This is a genomic window from Brevibacillus sp. WF146, from assembly GCF_001673705.2.
Taxonomy (GTDB): Bacteria; Bacillota; Bacilli; order Brevibacillales; family Brevibacillaceae; genus Brevibacillus; species Brevibacillus thermoruber.
In genome coordinates this window covers 4,337,361-4,354,163 of the sequence record NZ_CP109943.1, presented here as the reverse complement: position 1 = coordinate 4,354,163, position 16,803 = coordinate 4,337,361, and the positions used below count along the sequence as shown (strand labels likewise).

The following is a 16,803-nucleotide window of genomic DNA, read 5'->3' as shown; positions in this document are numbered from 1 at the left end:
CATACGTTCCTATTTTACCGGGTTTGCGATGCCATTGGAATACCGTCATGCGCGGCATGCGAAATGAAAAAGGGACCGCCCCTTCGTCCCGCGGGAGAAAGGGCTGTCCCTTTTTGCTTGTTGACGTGGAGGGGAGGGATCTTGGCTACTCCTGCCCCTTCAGCGTGACTTTTACCTTCACCGTTTCCTGCTCGTCCGGATTGTCCTTGGAGGTTATCGTGACGTAAAGCGTGACCGTTTCGCTGCCCGTTTCCGGAAGGGCGACGAGAACGCCGTTGTCATCGATCAGCTCCGGCTTGGAGCTTTTGGTGACCGCGTAGGAGACGTCCTCGGATTCGGTCGGCAGCGCCAGGACCGCTTCGCCGATCGTCTCCGTGTTGGCGACGTCCGCTTGGAACGCGTCAGCCGTCTCTTTCAGACTGCTGCGCGCCTGCTTCTTCGCGGTCTCGTCGGTCGCCGCTTCTTTTACCCGCAGGGCTTTCCACAGCTCGTAGGTGTCCGCCACTTCCCCGGTTTCCGGATCGATGACGTAGGCGACGAGGCGCAGCTTGTACTTGCCCGGCGGCAGCAGTTTCGGTACCAGCGAACCGGTGACGTACGTGCCGTCGATGTTGGAGATCGTAAACGGCCCCGGCGCAAACGGCTCGAAGTCGTTAAAGCGGACAGCCATCGTGCCGATGTACGTGTCGTCCAGGCTCCACGCCTCCAGTTCGATGAGGTTGACCCCGGTCGCCTGGAGTATCGCCTCTACGGTGATGGTGTCATCCTTGCCATCCCCGTCGGGAGAGAGGGTTGCGCTGGAGAGCTTCATGTCGGCCAGACCGAAGTGGGTGTCCTCCGGCTTGTCGCCGACGTGGACGACGAACGGCAGATGCAGGTCCGGGTACTTCTCGTCCCTGCTCTTCAGAAGCACTTCCCCTTCGTACACGCCTTCTTTGGCGTCGCTGTCGGGAGCGAGGCTGAGCGTAAACCTCGTCCGTTTCTTCGCTTTGGCGGAAATCGTATCGCTGGACAGCTTCACCTTGATGTCGCGGACGTCGGGCGTCTCTTTCGGATGCCACGGGTCGGTGGTGACGGCCTCGTGCATGATCACTTCCGCATCGTAGGTGACGTCCGTTTTTGACGTGTTTTTCAACTGCAGGGTCTTGCTGACCGGGGCGCTGCCCGCCTTCAACAGGCCAAAGCTGGTGTTGGCGCCGTAATTGGTGATCGTCTCCGGCTCGTAGTCTTCGTTGAGGATGGTCACCTGCTCCACGGTTTGCAGCACGGCCGGGGTTTTCATCGCGGCCAGACCGTTTACGCGTCCGGCGCCTTGGGAGTAGACGTCATACAGGGTGTCTTCCTCGTCGTAGAGGCGTTCCGCCGTGTTGGCGAGCGCCGCTTTGACGTCAAACGGGGTCCACTCCGGATGGGCCTGCTTCAACAGCAGCGCCAGGCCGGCCACGTGCGGCGTCGCCATGCTGGTGCCGTTGAAGCGGGCGTACGCCTTGTTGTACTGCGCGTCCTCAATCAGCTTGCCCCAGGCGGGAACGCTGGAGAGGATGGAGACGCCGGGAGCGGAGACGTCCGGCTTGATGGCGTAGTTGTCGCCCAGGACCGGACCGCGCGAGCTGAATCCGGCCATTTTGTCGCCGGGATCATTGGTGGTCGGGTAGTCGCCGGAGAAGGTGAACGTCAGGGACGAGGCCTTGGCCGGGTCGCTCAGCAGTTCCTTGGCCAGCGCTCGTCCTTCCACCCCCCTCATGTCAAAGGTGGGAATCCCCTCCATTTGATCGCCCAGGATGGTGGCGATGTAATCGCCGCGCTCTTCCGGCGGGAGATCCAGGTCGGCCTGTCCGTCGCCGTCCTTGTCGTTGCCGTTGAAGATGACGATGGCGGCTGCGCCGGCCTTCTTGGCGTTGAGAATCTTGTCCGTAAACGCAAGCGTGCCGCGGGAGACAAGCGCCACCTTGCCCTTTACGTTCACGTTGGCAAAGTCCTGCGCGGAACCCAGGTTGGCGTACACGACCGGCAGCGGATCGGTGCCGATCAGTTCCCGGAAGTTGGCCTGATTGATCTGCCATGCCATCACGTGGAAGTTGTAGGTTTGGCCCAGGGACGAAGTGGCCGAGGCGTCGTACAGCACGCTCGGCGATGTCACCGCACCTACCGTGATGGGCAGTTTGGCCCCGGCCGGCGAACCGGCCGTATAGTAGTATCGGCCCGGCTCGTCCTGCGCCGCGTTGCCGTTGGCGATGACCGTGATCACGCCTGCCCGCATGGCGTTGTTGACCGCGATCGAATCGGGGGAGTCGGCGTTCTTTTCGATGTTGGAGCCGAGCGACAGGTTGATGACGTCCATGCCGTCTCTCACCGCTTTTTCGATGCCGTCGATCACCTGCGCGGAACTGCCGCCGTCACGGCCCAATACGCGGTACACGTAGAGGTCGGCGGCGTAGGCAATCCCTTTTACCTGGACGTCGGACCGCTTGTTCTTGGCCCGTCCGACGATGGTGCCGGAGACGTGCGTGCCGTGGGAAGACCCTTCGTATCCCGTTCCCCTGCGGTCGTCATCCGGGGAGATGGGCGCTTCTTCGTACGGGTCCTTGTCGTTGTCGAACGAGTCGTAGCCGCCTTTGTAGGCATCCTTCAGGTCAGGGTGCAGGTAGTCGACGCCGGTGTCGATCACCCCGACCTTCAATCCTCTGCCGTCCAGCCCTGCGTTCCACATGTCGAGGACGCCGATCTGCTTCAGCGGGGCGATGTCGTACTTGTACGAGCCGCTTTGGGCCGGTTCCACATCAGGGACGGAGTAGGTGCTGTTTTCGTAGACAGCCTGGACCTGCGGCAGTTCGGCCAGCTTGGGAATGTCGTTGGCCGGCAGGGTCAGCTCCATGCCGTTGAACACGAGGGAAAACTGGCGCTCCACGTCAAGGTCGATGTTCTTTTTCCGCGCTTCTTTCAGGAAAGAGGACTGCTCCCGGGCGACCCGGCTCTCCTGCGGGCTGGTCGAGCGGGAGCCGCGGCGGTATTCCTGCGATACGGCCGCCGGTTCCGATTTGAACTGGACGATGACGCTCACCTTTTTGTCGGATTCCGTGTTGAGACGGGGAGAGATTTTGGCGGTCCCGGTCCCCTCGGTGACGACCGCGTTGGTGACGCTGTTCAGCTTGGACAGCTCCTGTCTGCTCAGCTTCTCCGAGGCGTAGGCGTTGTACGGCAGGGACGTGAGCAACAGGACAGTTGCGAGAGAGAGCGAGGCAACGGTTTTTCTCGTGTTTTTCACACTTTCTCCTCCTACCAGAAAAATAAACATTCATAAAATCGCTAATGGTTTTCGGTATTGTGGAAGAGATTCCCTTGTTAAAAAAATTATTTTTTTTCGTCATGTTTCGACCCCTGTTTTTACAGGGGGACAGAGACAAAAAAACATCCCCCTTCCGCGGGGGAAGGGGGATTCGGCATCCAAGCGTCATGGCATCGGCACGGCCGGCATCAATTCCTGGAACAAATCCTGGTGCTTCATCATGAAGGACTGCGCGGCGTCGGCCACTTCCTGCTGGATGGCCATGATTTCTTCGTCGGTCACCGTCGCGATGTTGACGGCATTTTCCGGGGTCATGGCCGGAATGCTGAGCGGTTTGCCAAACGCTTCCTTCACTTTTACGTTCAGGCTGATGCCCTTCGGCATGTCGGGCGCCGCCTTGTCGAAATTCACCTTGATCGTGCCTTCGGAATCGCGTTCGCTGTCGGTTTTTGTCATCGACGTGGTGATGCGGCCGGAGAGGGCAATGTCGTCCGGCTGATCCGCGCTCTTCAGGTTCAGCTTGAAGTCGTAGCTGCCCGTTTCCTTTTTGTCCTGCTTGCTGGTTTCGAACGTGGTGGACAGATCCAGCTTCACTTCCGGTTCGGCGTTGAACAGGAAGCCGATGGTGCCGGTCGTTTTGTCGCTGTGCGTGGTGCCTTTGTAGCGGAACGTCATCTCGCCTTTTTGGCCGTCGTCGTCGACAAACAGGGAGTAGCGGCGGTACGTGTCGGCTCCGTTGGTAAAGGCGACGCTGTGCCAGAAGTTTTGCTCTTCCTTGCCCTGTTCGCCGGTGATCACCAGCTTGCGGGAGAGGATTTCGTCGTCGCTGTTGATGAGCACCACCATTTTGAGCTGGTCGTTCGTGCTCGCGGTCTTTTTCCATTCGGCCAGCATGTCGTCAAAGACCTTGACGTATTCTTTCTTGAACTCCTCTTTGGACAGTTCCTGCACGTCCGGATACCCGCTGTCTTTCAGCAGCACGGCGACGTTGTGGTAGCGGCCGTAGATCAGGTCGAACAGCTTGTCGTCCGCCTTAGCCTTTTCCGCTATTTTCGTCAGGAGCGCTTTTCCTTCCCCGTCGGTGAAGGTGACGGTCACCTCGCGGGCGCTCGTCTGGTAGCCTTCCTCGGAGAAGGAGGCGTTCTTGTTGATCGTCACCTGGCTGTCTTTCAGGCTTTCCGCGTACAGGAGCGCATACGGCCTGAGCACGCTGGCCACTTCATCGCGGGAGACTTTCAGCGCCTCGTACAAGTCGCGGGACGTGATCAGGCGCTTGGGCAGCTCTTCGCCATATCGCGCCTTGATCGTGTCGCGGTCTTTCAGGTCCACATAACCGTATTTGGGGTAAAAGTCCGGGAGCCGGAAGCCCATTTTGGTGTCATCGAAGACATATTCCAGCGTAAGGAGCTTGCGGTCTTTCAGATGCACCTCCACACCGCCGGACTGCTGCCGCTTGGATTCGTCCGCGTTGGACTGGATTACCAGTTTGGCGCTCTTCAAGAGGTCCAGGATTTTCTCGGCCTGCGGGTCGGCGGGGGTGCCGTCGACGGCGATTTGACTCAGTTCGGTCGTGGAGTGAACCGGTTTTTCCAGGTACGGTTTGATGTACTCTTCGTATTCGTTAAAAGATTGGGAAAAGTCGTCGGACAACTGGGCAAAGTTGTTGGCTTCCGCCTCCAGATAGACCGTTTTGGCGCTTTTGAACAAATCCAGCTTGGCGTACGCTGCGCCCAGTCCGCCCAGCACCGCGATCCCGGCCGCCCCGATCACGAGCAGCGTCTTGTTGAAGCGTTTGCGCGGCGGGTTCACGTTTGTCGTGGTTTCCATAATGTTCCTCCTCGCATGGTTTCTCTTCTCTATATGGGGGCGCTGTGGAAAGGATTTTTGCACCCGACTTCGTATTGTACCACAAGGAAGCGGAAATGATGCCCGTGCGTTTGAGAAAAATTTTTAAAACAAGGAAAATCAACCAGGCAATATGAGGAGGAGCAACCATGTTTCGGCTTGAACAGTTGGCGTACCTGGTGGCGACCGCCGAAAAGGGGAGCCTCAACAAAGCGGCCAAGGCGCTGTACCTCTCGCAGCCGGCGCTGTCGAAACAGTTGGCCTTGCTGGAAAAGCAGCTCGGCTGTCGGTTGTTCCACCGGAAGCGGACGGGGATCGAGCTGACCGAGGCGGGCCGCTACCTGTACGAGCGGGCCAGTCTGATTCTGGAGCAGGTGGAGGAGACGGTGGCGGGGATCAAACGCTTCAGCGAGCAGCAGCGGCTGCGCATCGGCGCGCTGCCCAGCGTGGCCAACCACTACCTGCCCGAGCGGGTGGCGGCGTACACCGCCGGGGAGGCCGGGAAGGTTGCGCTGGTCGTCAAGGATACGTCGGAGGAATTGACGGCGTTGCTGGAGGAGGGGATGGTGGACGCCGTCCTTGTGCAAAACAGGGCGGGAGACGCGCCGTTTCTTACCCGTCCGCTGCTTCACGAATCGTACCTGGCCGTTCTCCCGGCCGACCATCCGCTTGCGGAAAAGGAGGCGGTGGACTTCGCCGCGTTTTGCTGCGAACCGCTCCTGATCCACCGCGACCCGTGCGACATTCGCGAAGACTTTCGCCGCCAATGCCGCCGCTTGGGCGTGCAGGCAGCGCACCTGCTGGAGCTGGATTTCAACGATTCCCTGCTGGCGTACGCGGCCATGGGCAACGGGCTGACCATCGTGCCCGAGATGGCGGCCGCTTCGCTGGGGGACAAAGGGCTGGCCGTGCGGCCGTTTCGCCAGCCGTTTGGCCGCACGATCTCGCTTATTTGTCATCCAGAGGCGGTTTGTGAAGCCGTCCGCCTGTGCGAAGAGGAAACAGGCGAGCCCAGCTCTCCCCGTTCAGCAGAATGACGCCTGCCAGCACCCCGATGCTGCCGGCAAGCGAGGAGGCGGTCAGCTCTTCGCCGAGAAACACGGCGCCGATCGCCAGGGCGATGACCGGGGCCACGTAGGTCCAGGTGGTGGGAAACGCCGCGTTGGTCGCCTGGACCAGCCGGTAGTAGAGCGTGGAGGCGACAATGGACACGACCACCGTCAGATAAGCGAGCGCGGCCAGGGAGAGGCCGGTAAAACGGACGGCGCTCACCGGTTCCGTGACCGCGGACAGGAGCAGGAGGACCAGGCTGGCAGCCAGCATCTGGTAGCCGTTGAAGACGAACGGGGTCAGCCGGGCGACCCAGGCGCGGGAGCGAACCGCCCCCCAGGAAAAGAACAGCTCGGAGACGACAATCGCCCATTTGCCGAGGAGCGCGTGGATGCTGCCGCCTGGCTCCGCCGCCGGCCAGCCGACGAGACAGGCGGTGCCGGCCAGGCTAAGCAGCAGTCCGGCCGGCACGTACCAGCGCCAGCTCATCTGTCTGCACACGACGCTGATCAGCGTGGTGAACACGGGCGCCGTGGCGACCAACAGCGCGGCGGTTCCCGAGGAGATGTGCTGCTCGCTCCAGAACAGGGCGGCGAAGGGGATGGTCGTCATCAGCACGCCCAAAAGCGCCACCTCCGCCCATTCGCGCAGGCGAAGCGGAACAAGCTGCCGGCGCCAGGCGAGTACCGCCAGAACGAGGACGGCGGCGAGGAAAAAGCGGAGACCGGCAAACAGCAGCGGCGGCATGCCTTCCGCCAGTCCCAGTTTGATCGCGAAATACGACGTGCCGTAGATCAGGCACATCAGTCCGTATCCGACGAGCACGACCTTCTCTCCTTTCTTTTTCTTTCATCGTACCTACGGCGGGAAAACAGGACGTACTACCGATTGGGCAGAATGATATAACGCATGGTTATCATGAAGGAGGGAGCGCCGTGGATTTTCGGGTGCTGCAAACCTTTGTCATGGCGGCCGCCACGGAAAATTTTCACCAGACGGCTGAGGCGTTGTTTATCGCCCAACCGACGGTCAGCCAGCACATCCGGATTTTGGAAAAGGAATTGGGAATCAACCTGTTTGAGCGGGTGGGCAAACGCGTCCGGCTGACACCGGCCGGGAAGCGTTTTCTGCCCCATGCCAAAGGGCTCCTGGAACAATGGCACCACGGCCTGGAGGACCTTCAGGCGTGGCGGCAGGGGTACCGGGAGAAGCTGCAGATCGCGGTCTCCCCGATCATCGCCCGCACGCGGTTGTCCCATTTGATTCACCGCTATACCAAGCTGTATCCGGACGTGGACCTCTCCATCAAAATCGCCGAGTCCGTGGAGATCGGCCCGCTGGTGCAGAGCGGGCAGGCCGATCTCGGGCTGACGCGGATGGTCCCGGGCGAACTCAATTTGCATACATACAGGCTGTACGAAGATCCAGTCGTGTTTGCCGTCCCGCACAGCGGCGGGGACATGGAGGCGCCGCTGCCCGACTGGGAGCAGGAGCTGCAAACCAAGCGGCTTCTGACGCACAATCACCCCGGCTACTGGGACGATCTGCTGCTTCTGCTTAGGCAGCGCGGACTGTCGCTGAGAACCATGGCCGTCTCCCAGGTGGACATTACCAAGGCGTTCATCGAGGAGGGATTGGGCGTCTCCTTTTTGCCCCGCTCGGCCATCAGCCGGGAGCTGTTCGAAAACCGCTTTATGGAACTGCCCACCCCTGGCCTGGTCATGCCGAAGGTGGCGTCCTACCTGGTGCTGCCGAAAACGGGGGTAAGCGAACCGGCCCAGCGCTTTGCCGACATCTTGGCCGCCTTGTATCCGCCGCTGCCGGAGGTGCACGGGGCGGGGCGGTCGTGAGGGGACAGCTGGCAGACGAAGTGCTGGAGGACCGAATTGATCATAACCTGCAATCGATACACCTGTTTTCTTCTATTTCCCTTAACGTTTTTTAATCGATATACTGATAAGAAGAGAAATGGAGACGAAGAGACTGGAGAAAAGGGAGTGGCGAGGATGAGTCAGCATCATACGTTAGCCATTGGATTGGAAGGTATCGCGGTCGCGGAAACGGACCTCAGCCTGGTGGACGGCCTCAACGGTCTTCTCGTCTACCGCGGCCATTGGGCGCGCGACCTGGCGATCAACCATACCTTTGAGGAAGTGGCCCATCTGCTTTGGTACGGCCATCTGCCCAACGAGCAGGAGCTGGACGAGCTGAAGGACAAACTGAAAGCAAACCGGGAACTGCCGGCGCACGTCAAGAGCATTCTCGACCTGATTCCGGCCGACGTGGACATGATGAGCGTGCTGCGCACCGGCGTTTCCGCATTGGGCAGCGCCGATTACGGCTGGCCGCCGACGCTGGACCAGGTCATTTCCCTGACGGCGAAAATGCCGACGATCGTGGCGTACCGCTACGCCCGCCTCTGTGGCCGCGAGCCGCTGGATCCCAACCCCGCCCTGGATCACACGGCCAACTACCTGTACATGCTGAAGGGGCAGGAGCCCAACCCGGCCCATGTGCGCGCGCTGGACGCCTACCTGATTCTGACGCAGGAGCACGGCATGAACGCCTCCACGTTCTCCGGACGCGTCGTCAGCTCCACCCAGTCCGACCTGATTTCCTCGATCACGGCCGCCATCGGGGCGCTGAAGGGACCGCTGCACGGCGGCGCGCCGTCCGAAGTGACCGAGATGATCGAAGCGATCGGCACCAAGGAAAACGCCGAACCGTGGCTGCGCGCCAAGCTGGAAAAAGGAGAACGCTTGATGGGCTTCGGCCACCGCGTGTACAAGACCGTCGATCCGCGCGCGACCGCGCTGCGCGTCGTGGCGTCGCAGCTCTCCGGCGACGATCCGTGGTTTGACCTGGCTACGCACGTGGAACAGGTGGGGTTGAAGCTGCTGGAGGAATACAAGCCGGGCCGCAAGCTGAACACCAACGTGGAGTTTTTCGCCGCCGCCGTCATGCGGGCGGTAGGGCTGGACGATTCCCTGTTCACGCCGACCTTTGCCGTCAGCCGCGTCGTCGGCTGGAGCGCCCACATCCTGGAGCAGGCCAAAAACAATCGGATCATTCGTCCGCAGTCGATTTACACCGGTCCGATGCCGGAATAACATCCTGCGCGGCTGTCGATACAGTCCGTGCATCTGACGGGAGCAGCCCTGTGGGGACTGCTCCTTTCTTTTTGGGCAGCCGCTCTGGAGGAGCAGGCTGTTTTTTGGCGGAAACCGGCTTCTTCCAACGGGCTTTCCTGGAAGGTTTTCCTGCCTGCTTGACCGTTTTTGATTGGATAATGATTGATATTGCTCGTTTATGGTTGTTTATGATCGAAATTTGGGATATAATCATGGAAGAATTCGAAAAGTTTTGTCTCTCATCCCGGAAAGGAGGGTGCGATGCTAACCCCTGAACGTCATCACGTCATCTTGTCCCTGCTCAAAGAAAAGGACGTTGTCCGCATCCACGAGCTGGTGGAAGCGACAGGGGCATCCGAGTCGACCATCCGGCGCGACCTGAGTGAATTGGAAGAACAGCGGCTGCTCAAGCGCGTTCACGGCGGGGCGTCTTCCTTGCAAAACAAGATTGAAGAACCCACCGTTTTGGAAAAAGCGGTCAAACGCGAGAAGGAGAAAACGGCGATCGCCCGGTATGCCGCCAGTCTGGTGCAGGAACGGGACTCGATCTTCATCGACGCCGGTACGACCACGTACCAGATGCTGCCGTTCCTTCCCTACGACAACATCGTCGTGGTGACCAATGGTCCCGACATGGCCCTGCAGCTCATCAAACGGAACATCAAGACGATTCTGATCGGCGGAGAATTGAAAGCGGCAACATTGTCGCTGGTGGGACGGGATGCCCTCAAAACCATCAGCCAGTACCGCTTCGACAAATGCTTCCTGGGCATGAACGGGGTCGACAAGCACCACGGCTTGACCACGCCGGACCCCGACGAAGCGTATGTGAAGCAGTTGGCGCTGCAGTTCTCCGACGAGCGGTTCGTGCTGTGCGACTCCGACAAGTTCTCCCGCGTGACGTTTGCCAAAGTGGCCGACTTGCGCGAGGTGACGGTGATCACCGACGACGGCTTGTCGCAAGAGGAACAGCAGGCGTACAGCCGATTAACCAATCTAAAAGTGGTGAAAGCATGATTTACACAGTAACCTTGAATCCTTCGATCGACTACCACGTATGGGTTCCCTCTTTGTCCGAAGGGACCATACACGAGGCGCACAAAGAGTGGAAGGATGCGGGGGGAAAAGGCATCAACGTCTCCAAAGTCCTGCGGCTGTTGGGAGTGGACAGCACGGCCCTGGGATTTGTCGGCGGATTTACGGGCGCGTTTATCCGGGAGCAGGTCGAGCGGGCCGGCATTGTGCACCAGTTTCTTTCCATCGAGCAGGATTCGCGAATCAACATCAAGATCAAAGCCCACACCGAGACCGACATCAGCGGCGTATCCCCGGAAATCCCGGCGGAAGCGCTTCAGCGGCTGTTTGCGCAGATTGACCGGTTGGGGCCGGACGATTACCTGGTGCTGGCGGGAAGCGTGCCGAAGAGTTTGCCGCTCGACATCTACCCGACGATCATGAAACGGCTCCGGGGCAGAGGCGTCCGCGTGTTTTTGGACGCGAGGGGAGAGGCGCTGCGGAGCGGATTGTCGGAAAGGCCGTTTCTGATCAAGCCCAACCATCACGAGCTGGGGGAACTGTTCGGGGTGGAGATTTCCACGCACGACGACGCGATCGCCTATGGGCGGAAAGCGCTGGAACTGGGCGCGGAGAACGTGATCGTCTCCATGGCTGGCCAGGGCGCCGTGTTCGTCAACCGTGAAGAGGCATACGCCGCTCGGATTCCGGAGCGAAAACCGGTCAACTCGATCGGGGCGGGAGACTCCATGGTCGCCGGATTCCTGTATGCGCATACAAAGGGATGGCGTGCGGAAGAGGCGTTTCGCTTTGCCGTTGCGGCGGGGAGCACGACCGCACTGTCGGAAGGATTTTGTACGCATGAAAAGATCCGCGCATTTTTACCCGAGATCAGCGTGATCAAAGTGGAATAAAAAAGGGGGCCTGTACCATGCAGCATCACATTCGCATTGTCGATTTGCTGAAGGCCGATACGATTGTGCTTCATCTGTCAGCGACGACAAAAGAGGAAGTGCTTGACGAACTGATCGCGAAGCTGGACGAAGCCGGTCGTCTGCACAGCCGGGAAGAGATGAAACAGGCGATCCTGGCCCGCGAGGCACTAGGTTCGACCGGGATCGGGGACGGGATCGCCATCCCGCACGCCAAAACGGCAGCGGTCAAAACGCCCAGTATCGCCTTCGGTTTTTCCAAAGAGGGGATCGATTTTGACTCGCTCGACCAGCAAAAAGCGCATCTCTTCTTCATGATCGCGGCGACGGCGGACGCCAACCAGGCGCACCTGGAGACGCTGGCGCTGCTCTCCCAGATGCTGATGGACGAATCATTCCGGCAGCAGTTGATGCAGGCGGAAACCAAGGAACAGGTATTGGACATCATCAGCCGGAAAGAGCAGGACATTCACGGCGAAACTGAAAGCGTTTCCGACGCGCCGGCCGGTGCCGGGGTGAAAATCGTGGCCGTAACCGCGTGCCCGACCGGGATCGCCCACACCTACATGGCCGCCGATGCGTTGAAAAAGAAAGCCGACGAGATGGGCATTTCCCTCAAGGTGGAGACCAACGGCTCCGGCGGGGTGAAAAACAGGCTGACGGCGGAAGACATCGCCGAAGCGGCAGCCGTCATTGTGGCTGCGGACAAACAGGTGGACATGGACCGCTTTGCCGGCAAAGTCGTAATTGAGGTGCCGGTGGCGGAAGGCATCCGCAACGCGGAAGCGCTGTTGAAACGCGCGTTGAACCGGGACGGGACCGTCTACAGCGGCGAAGCGGCGGCCGGCTATCAGGAGAAGATTGAGATGGCGAAGGCCGAGAACAAACAGAAGCAGCCCGCCTTCTACAAGCATCTGATGAACGGGGTATCCAACATGCTGCCGTTTGTCGTGGGCGGCGGCATTATCATCGCTCTCAGCTTCATGTTCGGGATTAAGGCGGCCGATCCGAACGACCCGTCCTTCCACCCGCTGGCCAAGGCGCTGATGGATATCGGCGGCGGAACAGCCTTTGGCCTGATGATCCCCGTGCTGGCCGGGTTTATTGCCAAGAGTATCGCCGACCGCCCGGCCTTTGCGCCCGGCATGGTCGGCGGGATGCTGGCGGCTTCGTCCGGCGCCGGGTTCCTGGGCGGGATCATTGCCGGCTTTCTGGCAGGCTACACGGTAGCCGGCTTGAAAAAGCTGTTTGCCGGACTGCCGCAGTCCCTGGAAGGCATCAAGCCGATGCTGCTCTACCCGCTGTTCGGGATTTTGATTACCGGCTTTGTCATGATGTACGTCGTGTCCGAGCCGGTGGCCGCCGCCAATGCGGCGCTGGGTGACTGGCTGAAAAACATGAACCAGGGCAATGCCGTTCTCTTGGGCATGGTACTGGGGGCCATGATGGCGTTCGATATGGGCGGTCCGGTGAACAAAGCGGCCTTTACGTTCGGGATCGCGATGATTGCCGAAGGAAACTTCGCTCCCCACGCGGCGATCATGGCGGCAGGGATGACCCCGCCGTTGGGCCTGGCGCTGGCGACGCTGCTGTTCAAGAAGAAGTTTACGGATGAGGAACGGCAGGCAGGCAAAACCGCCTGGGTGCTGGGTGCGTCGTTCATTACGGAAGGGGCCATCCCGTTTGCTGCGGCCGACCCGACGCGCGTCATCCCTTCGATCATGGTGGGCTCCGCAGTCGCAGGGGGTCTGTCGATGCTCTTCGGTTGTACGCTGCCTGCGCCCCACGGAGGGTTGTTCGTTCTTCCGGTCGTGGGCAACGCCGTCCTGTACCTGGTTTCGATTCTGGCCGGTACGGTCGTAACGGCATTGATGATCAACCTGCTCAAGCGAGAAGCAAAAGAAGCAGCAGAATAAACAAGGAGTGGATGCAACATGCTGACCAAAACCTTCGTCATTCAAAATCCGACGGGCCTGCACGCACGTCCCGCCTCGCTGTTCGTGCAAAAGGCGACGTCGTTCAACTGCGAGGTCAGCCTCGTCAAAGGCACGAAAAAAGTGAACGGCAAAAGCATTATGGGCGTGATGACCCTGGGTGCGGCCAAAGGCGACGAAATCACGCTGGAAGTCAGCGGTGAACAGGAACAGGCGGCCATGGAGGAACTGGGCAGGATCCTCGAAATGGTTCACGAATAGAAAACAAATATGAGACTGGGACTCACCCGTATGGGGAGGGTTTCTCAGACCGCAGCCAAACTCCCTCTTCTGCAAGCGCAGAGAGGGAGTTTTTGACGTATATGCGCATATATGCGCAATAAAAGAAGCGGCCCGTAACAGCACGAAGCCCTTTTCTCCTCGTTTCTCCACAGCCAGTTGTTGGCACCGGGCCAACGCAGCCTCTTCTCTTCACTAAATCGAAAAATCGAATAAAATCAAAATTTCGACAAAAAAGCGTGTAGATCTTGTACTTTGGGTACTTAGTCTACACGCTGAGCCAGATAGTGCGCTGTTTGGATTATAAATTACTTGTTAATCGATTTTTTCTTTTTGTTCTTTTTCTCTGCTTTCTCTTTTGCTTCTTTGTTTAGTTTTTCAATATCTTTGTCCGTTACATTAAAGTGATAAATGGCAAAAAATTAGGTAGGAAAATATGTTTTTTAAAGAGCCAATCAATAGTTATCTCATTTATTACCGGAATTTAGAGGGTATCTATGAATAAAATGAAAAATGTGTGACTGAAGCAAGCGCCGGTGTAAAGAAGAATCAGCGCTCTGTTGGGTAGAAACCTAACAGCTCGTATGTAGAGGGGCACAGTACTTTTGGGACTGTTCTGGAACTGCTGGAGGCTTATCAAAAAGCAGTCAGCTCCGAATGTCAAACAGTGAAGGACATCGGCGTATCTCGTGTTAAAATCAGCTACGTTGGCAGATCGCGAGGAAGTATAAAGCGCTGAAAGTTTGTTCATCTTGGAGGCTTTCCAAACAGTCGAATGTGACATATTCAGTTGGCTTATGGAAGTCTGTACCACGCCTGGAAAATTGGTTCCCAGGCAGGCGAAGATGTTGAAAAATAATCCATTTTATTCATATAATTGGGAATATCCCGCCAAATGGATGTATCTCATTGAGAGGAGAAGGTGATGTCATTGCGTAGAATGTATCGCACGTTTTTTTGTGTGGGGCTTCTTTGTTCAATGGTGTTATTCGGGTGTTCGACAAGTTCTGAAACAGCAGAGAGCGGTCCAATTAATTCTGTAAAATCTGACACTGTAAAGAAGGTGGATTCTGAAACAGTGGCGGGCAGTTCAACGAATCCTGTTACATCTGACATGTTAGAGAAGGCGAAAAATGGACAATTAAATGGTGTGTCAATTGGACTCGGAGCAACGAAAAAGGAAGTAATCGAGAAGTTGGGAAAACCGGCTCGCACTGGAAATGATGAGTATGGGTTTGCCATGTATTACGATGGTTTTAGTCTGGGATTTGAGGATTATGCCAATTCCATTGATGAACTCAACGAGAATAGCAAAGTTATCGTTATATATGCTGACCCCAAAATCGTGAATCTTACCGGCAAACCTTTTGATATTAAGGAAATGCTAGGAACCCCTTCTCGTGAGGTACTGGATGATACGGGAAATGACACTTTCATTCTGGAGTATGCAGGAAATGACTATTTGCTAAAAGTCGTTTTTGATACCAATCCTGTCAAATATATAACGCTTCAGGAAAAATAAACAGACCGTACGCTGTCTTGCTCAGCGTGCAGACAAGGTCTGTGGCGCATGTGTGATGGTGTCCGCTCGCTCTCTTGACGCCCAGCAAACTGGAACTCTCCCCTATTGGGTGAGTTCCTTGCTTTTTTGGGGCCGTTGTTGGGTAAAAGGTCGTTTCACGTCCAGGCGGGGCAAAGTGCAGCAAAGTGCAGCCAGACGTTGCGAATGCGGCGGTCATTTGCGAAGATGAAGAAAAAGGGAAGGAGTGGAAGTCATGGCTCTTTTGTCTGCCCCTTTTCAATGGAAAGGGCTCGCTTTGAAAAACCGGGTGGTAATGCCGCCCATGTGCCAATATTCGGTGGAGGCCAAGGACGGGAAACCGAACGACTGGCACTTTGTCCACTACGTCTCGCGCGCCGTCGGCGGAGCGGGCCTGATCATCATGGAGATGACCGACGTCGAACCGGACGGCCGCATTTCCGACTACGACCTGGGATTGTGGTCGGATGAGCACATCCCGGCGTTTGCCCGAATCGTGTCGGAGGTGCACAAGTACGGGGCGAAAATCGGCGTGCAGATCGCTCATGCCGGTCGCAAGGCGGAGGATGCCGAGGTGCCGGTCGCGCCGTCTCCGATCGCGTTCAGCGACAAATACAAGACGCCCCGCGCCCTCACCACGGAGGAAGTGCAGGCGATGGTCGTCAAGTTCCGGGAAGCGGCCAGACGGGCGGTCGAAGCCGGCATGGACACCATCGAGATCCACGGCGCCCACGGCTATTTGATCCACCAGTTCCACTCGCCGCTCACGAATAAGCGGGATGACCGGTACGGCAGGGACCTCGCGCTGTTTGGCGTGGAGGTGATCGAAGCAGTCAAGAGCGTGATGCCGGAGGACATGCCGCTGATCATGCGGATTTCCGCGGTGGAATACGTGGAAGGCGGCTACGGCCTGGAGTACAGCACGGAATTGTGCCGCCGCTACAAAGAGGCGGGGGTCGACATCTTCCACATCTCCAGCGGGGGCGAAGGGCCGATCGGTTCGGGGGGACGGCCGGGCATCCACCCCGGTTATCAGGTGCCGATGGCCCGGACGATCAAGCAGGCGCTGGATGTGCCGGTGATCGCCGTGGGCAATCTGGACGATCCCCTTTTGGCCGAGGCGACGCTGGGCAACGGCGACGCCGACCTGGTGGCGGTGGGCCGGGGCATGCTGCGCGACCCGTACTGGGCGCTGCACGCGATCCGCACCGTCTCCGGCGAGGTTGTACCGCCCAAGCAGTACGGCCGCGCCTTTTAAACGGGCAGTTCTGCCGTGCGGGAATCGGTAGCGGACACAGGACAAGCGCGGGTTCCGCGGCCGTGATAGGCTGGAAGCGGTTGACAAAGGAGAATTCAGCACCGTATAATGTTGAAAAACCGATATGTTTAATCGGGATTTATCGGCCGCGGTAAAACCGACTAGACCACTAGAGGTTTTTCCCCGAGGGGAGAAACCTCTTTTCTTTTTACAGCCGGGCCGAACCGGTTAGCTTCAGAAGAGGGGAGGAAAAACAATGGCTGCGGTGCTGGTTATCGGAGGGGACCGCTTGGGGAATATCACCGAGCTGCTTCACGGCAGGGGATACCGGCAGATTTATCACGTATCGGGGCGAAAACACTCCCAATACAAGGTACATATTCCCGTCGACACCCAAATGATTGTCGTGTTTACCGACTTTGTGAATCACAATCTGTCGTGGCACGTAAAACATCAGGCAAAGGCGAAAAACGTACCCATCCTGTTTTGCAAACGCTCGTGTGCGTCCATCGTGAAGCGGCTGTGAACATAATG

General features: G+C 58.2%; 13 protein-coding genes. 10 read left to right on the top strand and 3 right to left on the bottom strand.

The features are described from left to right. Positions 1 to 145: 145 nt before the first annotated feature. Positions 146 to 3,265, bottom strand: a complete 3,120-nt coding sequence (locus A6764_RS21610) for a S8 family serine peptidase (RefSeq protein ID WP_255309804.1) — start codon at positions 3,263 to 3,265, stop codon at positions 146 to 148. A gap of 186 nt (positions 3,266 to 3,451) precedes the next feature. Further along, entirely contained in the window at positions 3,452 to 5,113 is a 1,662-nt protein-coding gene (locus A6764_RS21605) for a DUF6583 family protein (RefSeq protein WP_065068279.1), read from the bottom strand. A 167-nt stretch (positions 5,114 to 5,280) separates the two neighbouring features. Here A6764_RS21605 and A6764_RS21600 point away from each other — a divergent pair, with 167 nt between their 5' ends. After that, complete coding sequence (locus tag A6764_RS21600) at positions 5,281 to 6,168, top strand: LysR family transcriptional regulator (RefSeq protein WP_264622355.1); 888 nt, start codon at positions 5,281 to 5,283, stop codon at positions 6,166 to 6,168. Here A6764_RS21600 and A6764_RS21595 read toward each other — a convergent pair. Continuing rightward, the gene (locus A6764_RS21595; RefSeq protein ID WP_264622354.1) at positions 6,080 to 7,006 is read right to left on the bottom strand and encodes a DMT family transporter; all 927 of its coding nucleotides are present in this window, start codon (positions 7,004 to 7,006) and stop codon (positions 6,080 to 6,082) included. The two genes, A6764_RS21600 and A6764_RS21595, sit on opposite strands and share 89 nt — an antisense overlap. A 110-nt stretch (positions 7,007 to 7,116) precedes the next feature. On the opposite strand from A6764_RS21595, the gene A6764_RS21590 reads away from it, so the two are divergent. The 9 genes from A6764_RS21590 (at position 7,117) to A6764_RS21550 (ending at position 16,795) form a co-directional block, all read left to right on the top strand. Next, positions 7,117 to 8,031 (top strand): LysR family transcriptional regulator, encoded by a 915-nt coding sequence (locus A6764_RS21590; protein ID WP_065068277.1) that lies wholly within the window; start codon positions 7,117 to 7,119, stop codon positions 8,029 to 8,031. Between the two features lie 156 nt (positions 8,032 to 8,187). Next, a complete protein-coding gene (locus A6764_RS21585; RefSeq protein WP_065068276.1) occupies positions 8,188 to 9,291 on the top strand; it encodes a citrate synthase/methylcitrate synthase in 1,104 nt (367 codons plus the stop codon). A 282-nt stretch (positions 9,292 to 9,573) separates the two neighbouring features. Then, positions 9,574 to 10,329 (top strand): DeoR/GlpR family DNA-binding transcription regulator, encoded by a 756-nt coding sequence (locus tag A6764_RS21580; protein WP_035299198.1) that lies wholly within the window; start codon positions 9,574 to 9,576, stop codon positions 10,327 to 10,329. Continuing rightward, a complete protein-coding gene (pfkB, locus tag A6764_RS21575) occupies positions 10,326 to 11,240 on the top strand; it encodes a 1-phosphofructokinase (protein WP_065068274.1) in 915 nt (304 codons plus the stop codon). The genes A6764_RS21580 and pfkB overlap by 4 nt, the downstream gene beginning before the upstream one ends. A 17-nt stretch (positions 11,241 to 11,257) precedes the next feature. Further along, on the top strand, positions 11,258 to 13,174 hold the full coding sequence (locus A6764_RS21570; RefSeq protein WP_065068273.1) for a PTS fructose transporter subunit IIABC: 1,917 nt from the start codon (positions 11,258 to 11,260) through the stop codon (positions 13,172 to 13,174). A gap of 18 nt (positions 13,175 to 13,192) precedes the next feature. Beyond that, a complete protein-coding gene (locus A6764_RS21565; protein WP_029100951.1) occupies positions 13,193 to 13,453 on the top strand; it encodes an HPr family phosphocarrier protein in 261 nt (86 codons plus the stop codon). Between the two features lie 943 nt (positions 13,454 to 14,396). Continuing rightward, the gene (locus A6764_RS21560) at positions 14,397 to 14,993 is read left to right on the top strand and encodes a DUF4309 domain-containing protein (protein ID WP_141669813.1); all 597 of its coding nucleotides are present in this window, start codon (positions 14,397 to 14,399) and stop codon (positions 14,991 to 14,993) included. Positions 14,994 to 15,246: 253 nt separating this feature from the next. Next, positions 15,247 to 16,269: an NADH:flavin oxidoreductase/NADH oxidase gene (locus tag A6764_RS21555; protein ID WP_029100953.1), complete on the top strand. Its 1,023-nt coding sequence runs from the start codon at positions 15,247 to 15,249 to the stop codon at positions 16,267 to 16,269. Positions 16,270 to 16,525: 256 nt separating this feature from the next. Continuing rightward, on the top strand, positions 16,526 to 16,795 hold the full coding sequence (locus tag A6764_RS21550; RefSeq protein WP_029100954.1) for a DUF2325 domain-containing protein: 270 nt from the start codon (positions 16,526 to 16,528) through the stop codon (positions 16,793 to 16,795). Positions 16,796 to 16,803 lie beyond the last annotated feature (8 nt).

Bases quoted from the DNA above. Each gene is read 5' to 3' on its own strand.
- A6764_RS21605 (WP_065068279.1), bottom strand. From the start codon at position 5,113: ATGGAAACCACGACAAACGTGAACCCGCCGCGCAAACGCTTCAACAAG.
- A6764_RS21600 (WP_264622355.1), top strand. From the start codon at position 5,281: ATGTTTCGGCTTGAACAGTTGGCGTACCTGGTGGCGACCGCCGAAAAG.
- A6764_RS21585 (WP_065068276.1), top strand. From the start codon at position 8,188: ATGAGTCAGCATCATACGTTAGCCATTGGATTGGAAGGTATCGCGGTC.
- A6764_RS21580 (WP_035299198.1), top strand. From the start codon at position 9,574: ATGCTAACCCCTGAACGTCATCACGTCATCTTGTCCCTGCTCAAAGAA.
- pfkB (WP_065068274.1), top strand. From the start codon at position 10,326: ATGATTTACACAGTAACCTTGAATCCTTCGATCGACTACCACGTATGG.
- A6764_RS21570 (WP_065068273.1), top strand. From the start codon at position 11,258: ATGCAGCATCACATTCGCATTGTCGATTTGCTGAAGGCCGATACGATT.
- A6764_RS21565 (WP_029100951.1), top strand. From the start codon at position 13,193: ATGCTGACCAAAACCTTCGTCATTCAAAATCCGACGGGCCTGCACGCA.
- A6764_RS21560 (WP_141669813.1), top strand. From the start codon at position 14,397: ATGTCATTGCGTAGAATGTATCGCACGTTTTTTTGTGTGGGGCTTCTT.
- A6764_RS21555 (WP_029100953.1), top strand. From the start codon at position 15,247: ATGGCTCTTTTGTCTGCCCCTTTTCAATGGAAAGGGCTCGCTTTGAAA.
- A6764_RS21550 (WP_029100954.1), top strand. From the start codon at position 16,526: ATGGCTGCGGTGCTGGTTATCGGAGGGGACCGCTTGGGGAATATCACC.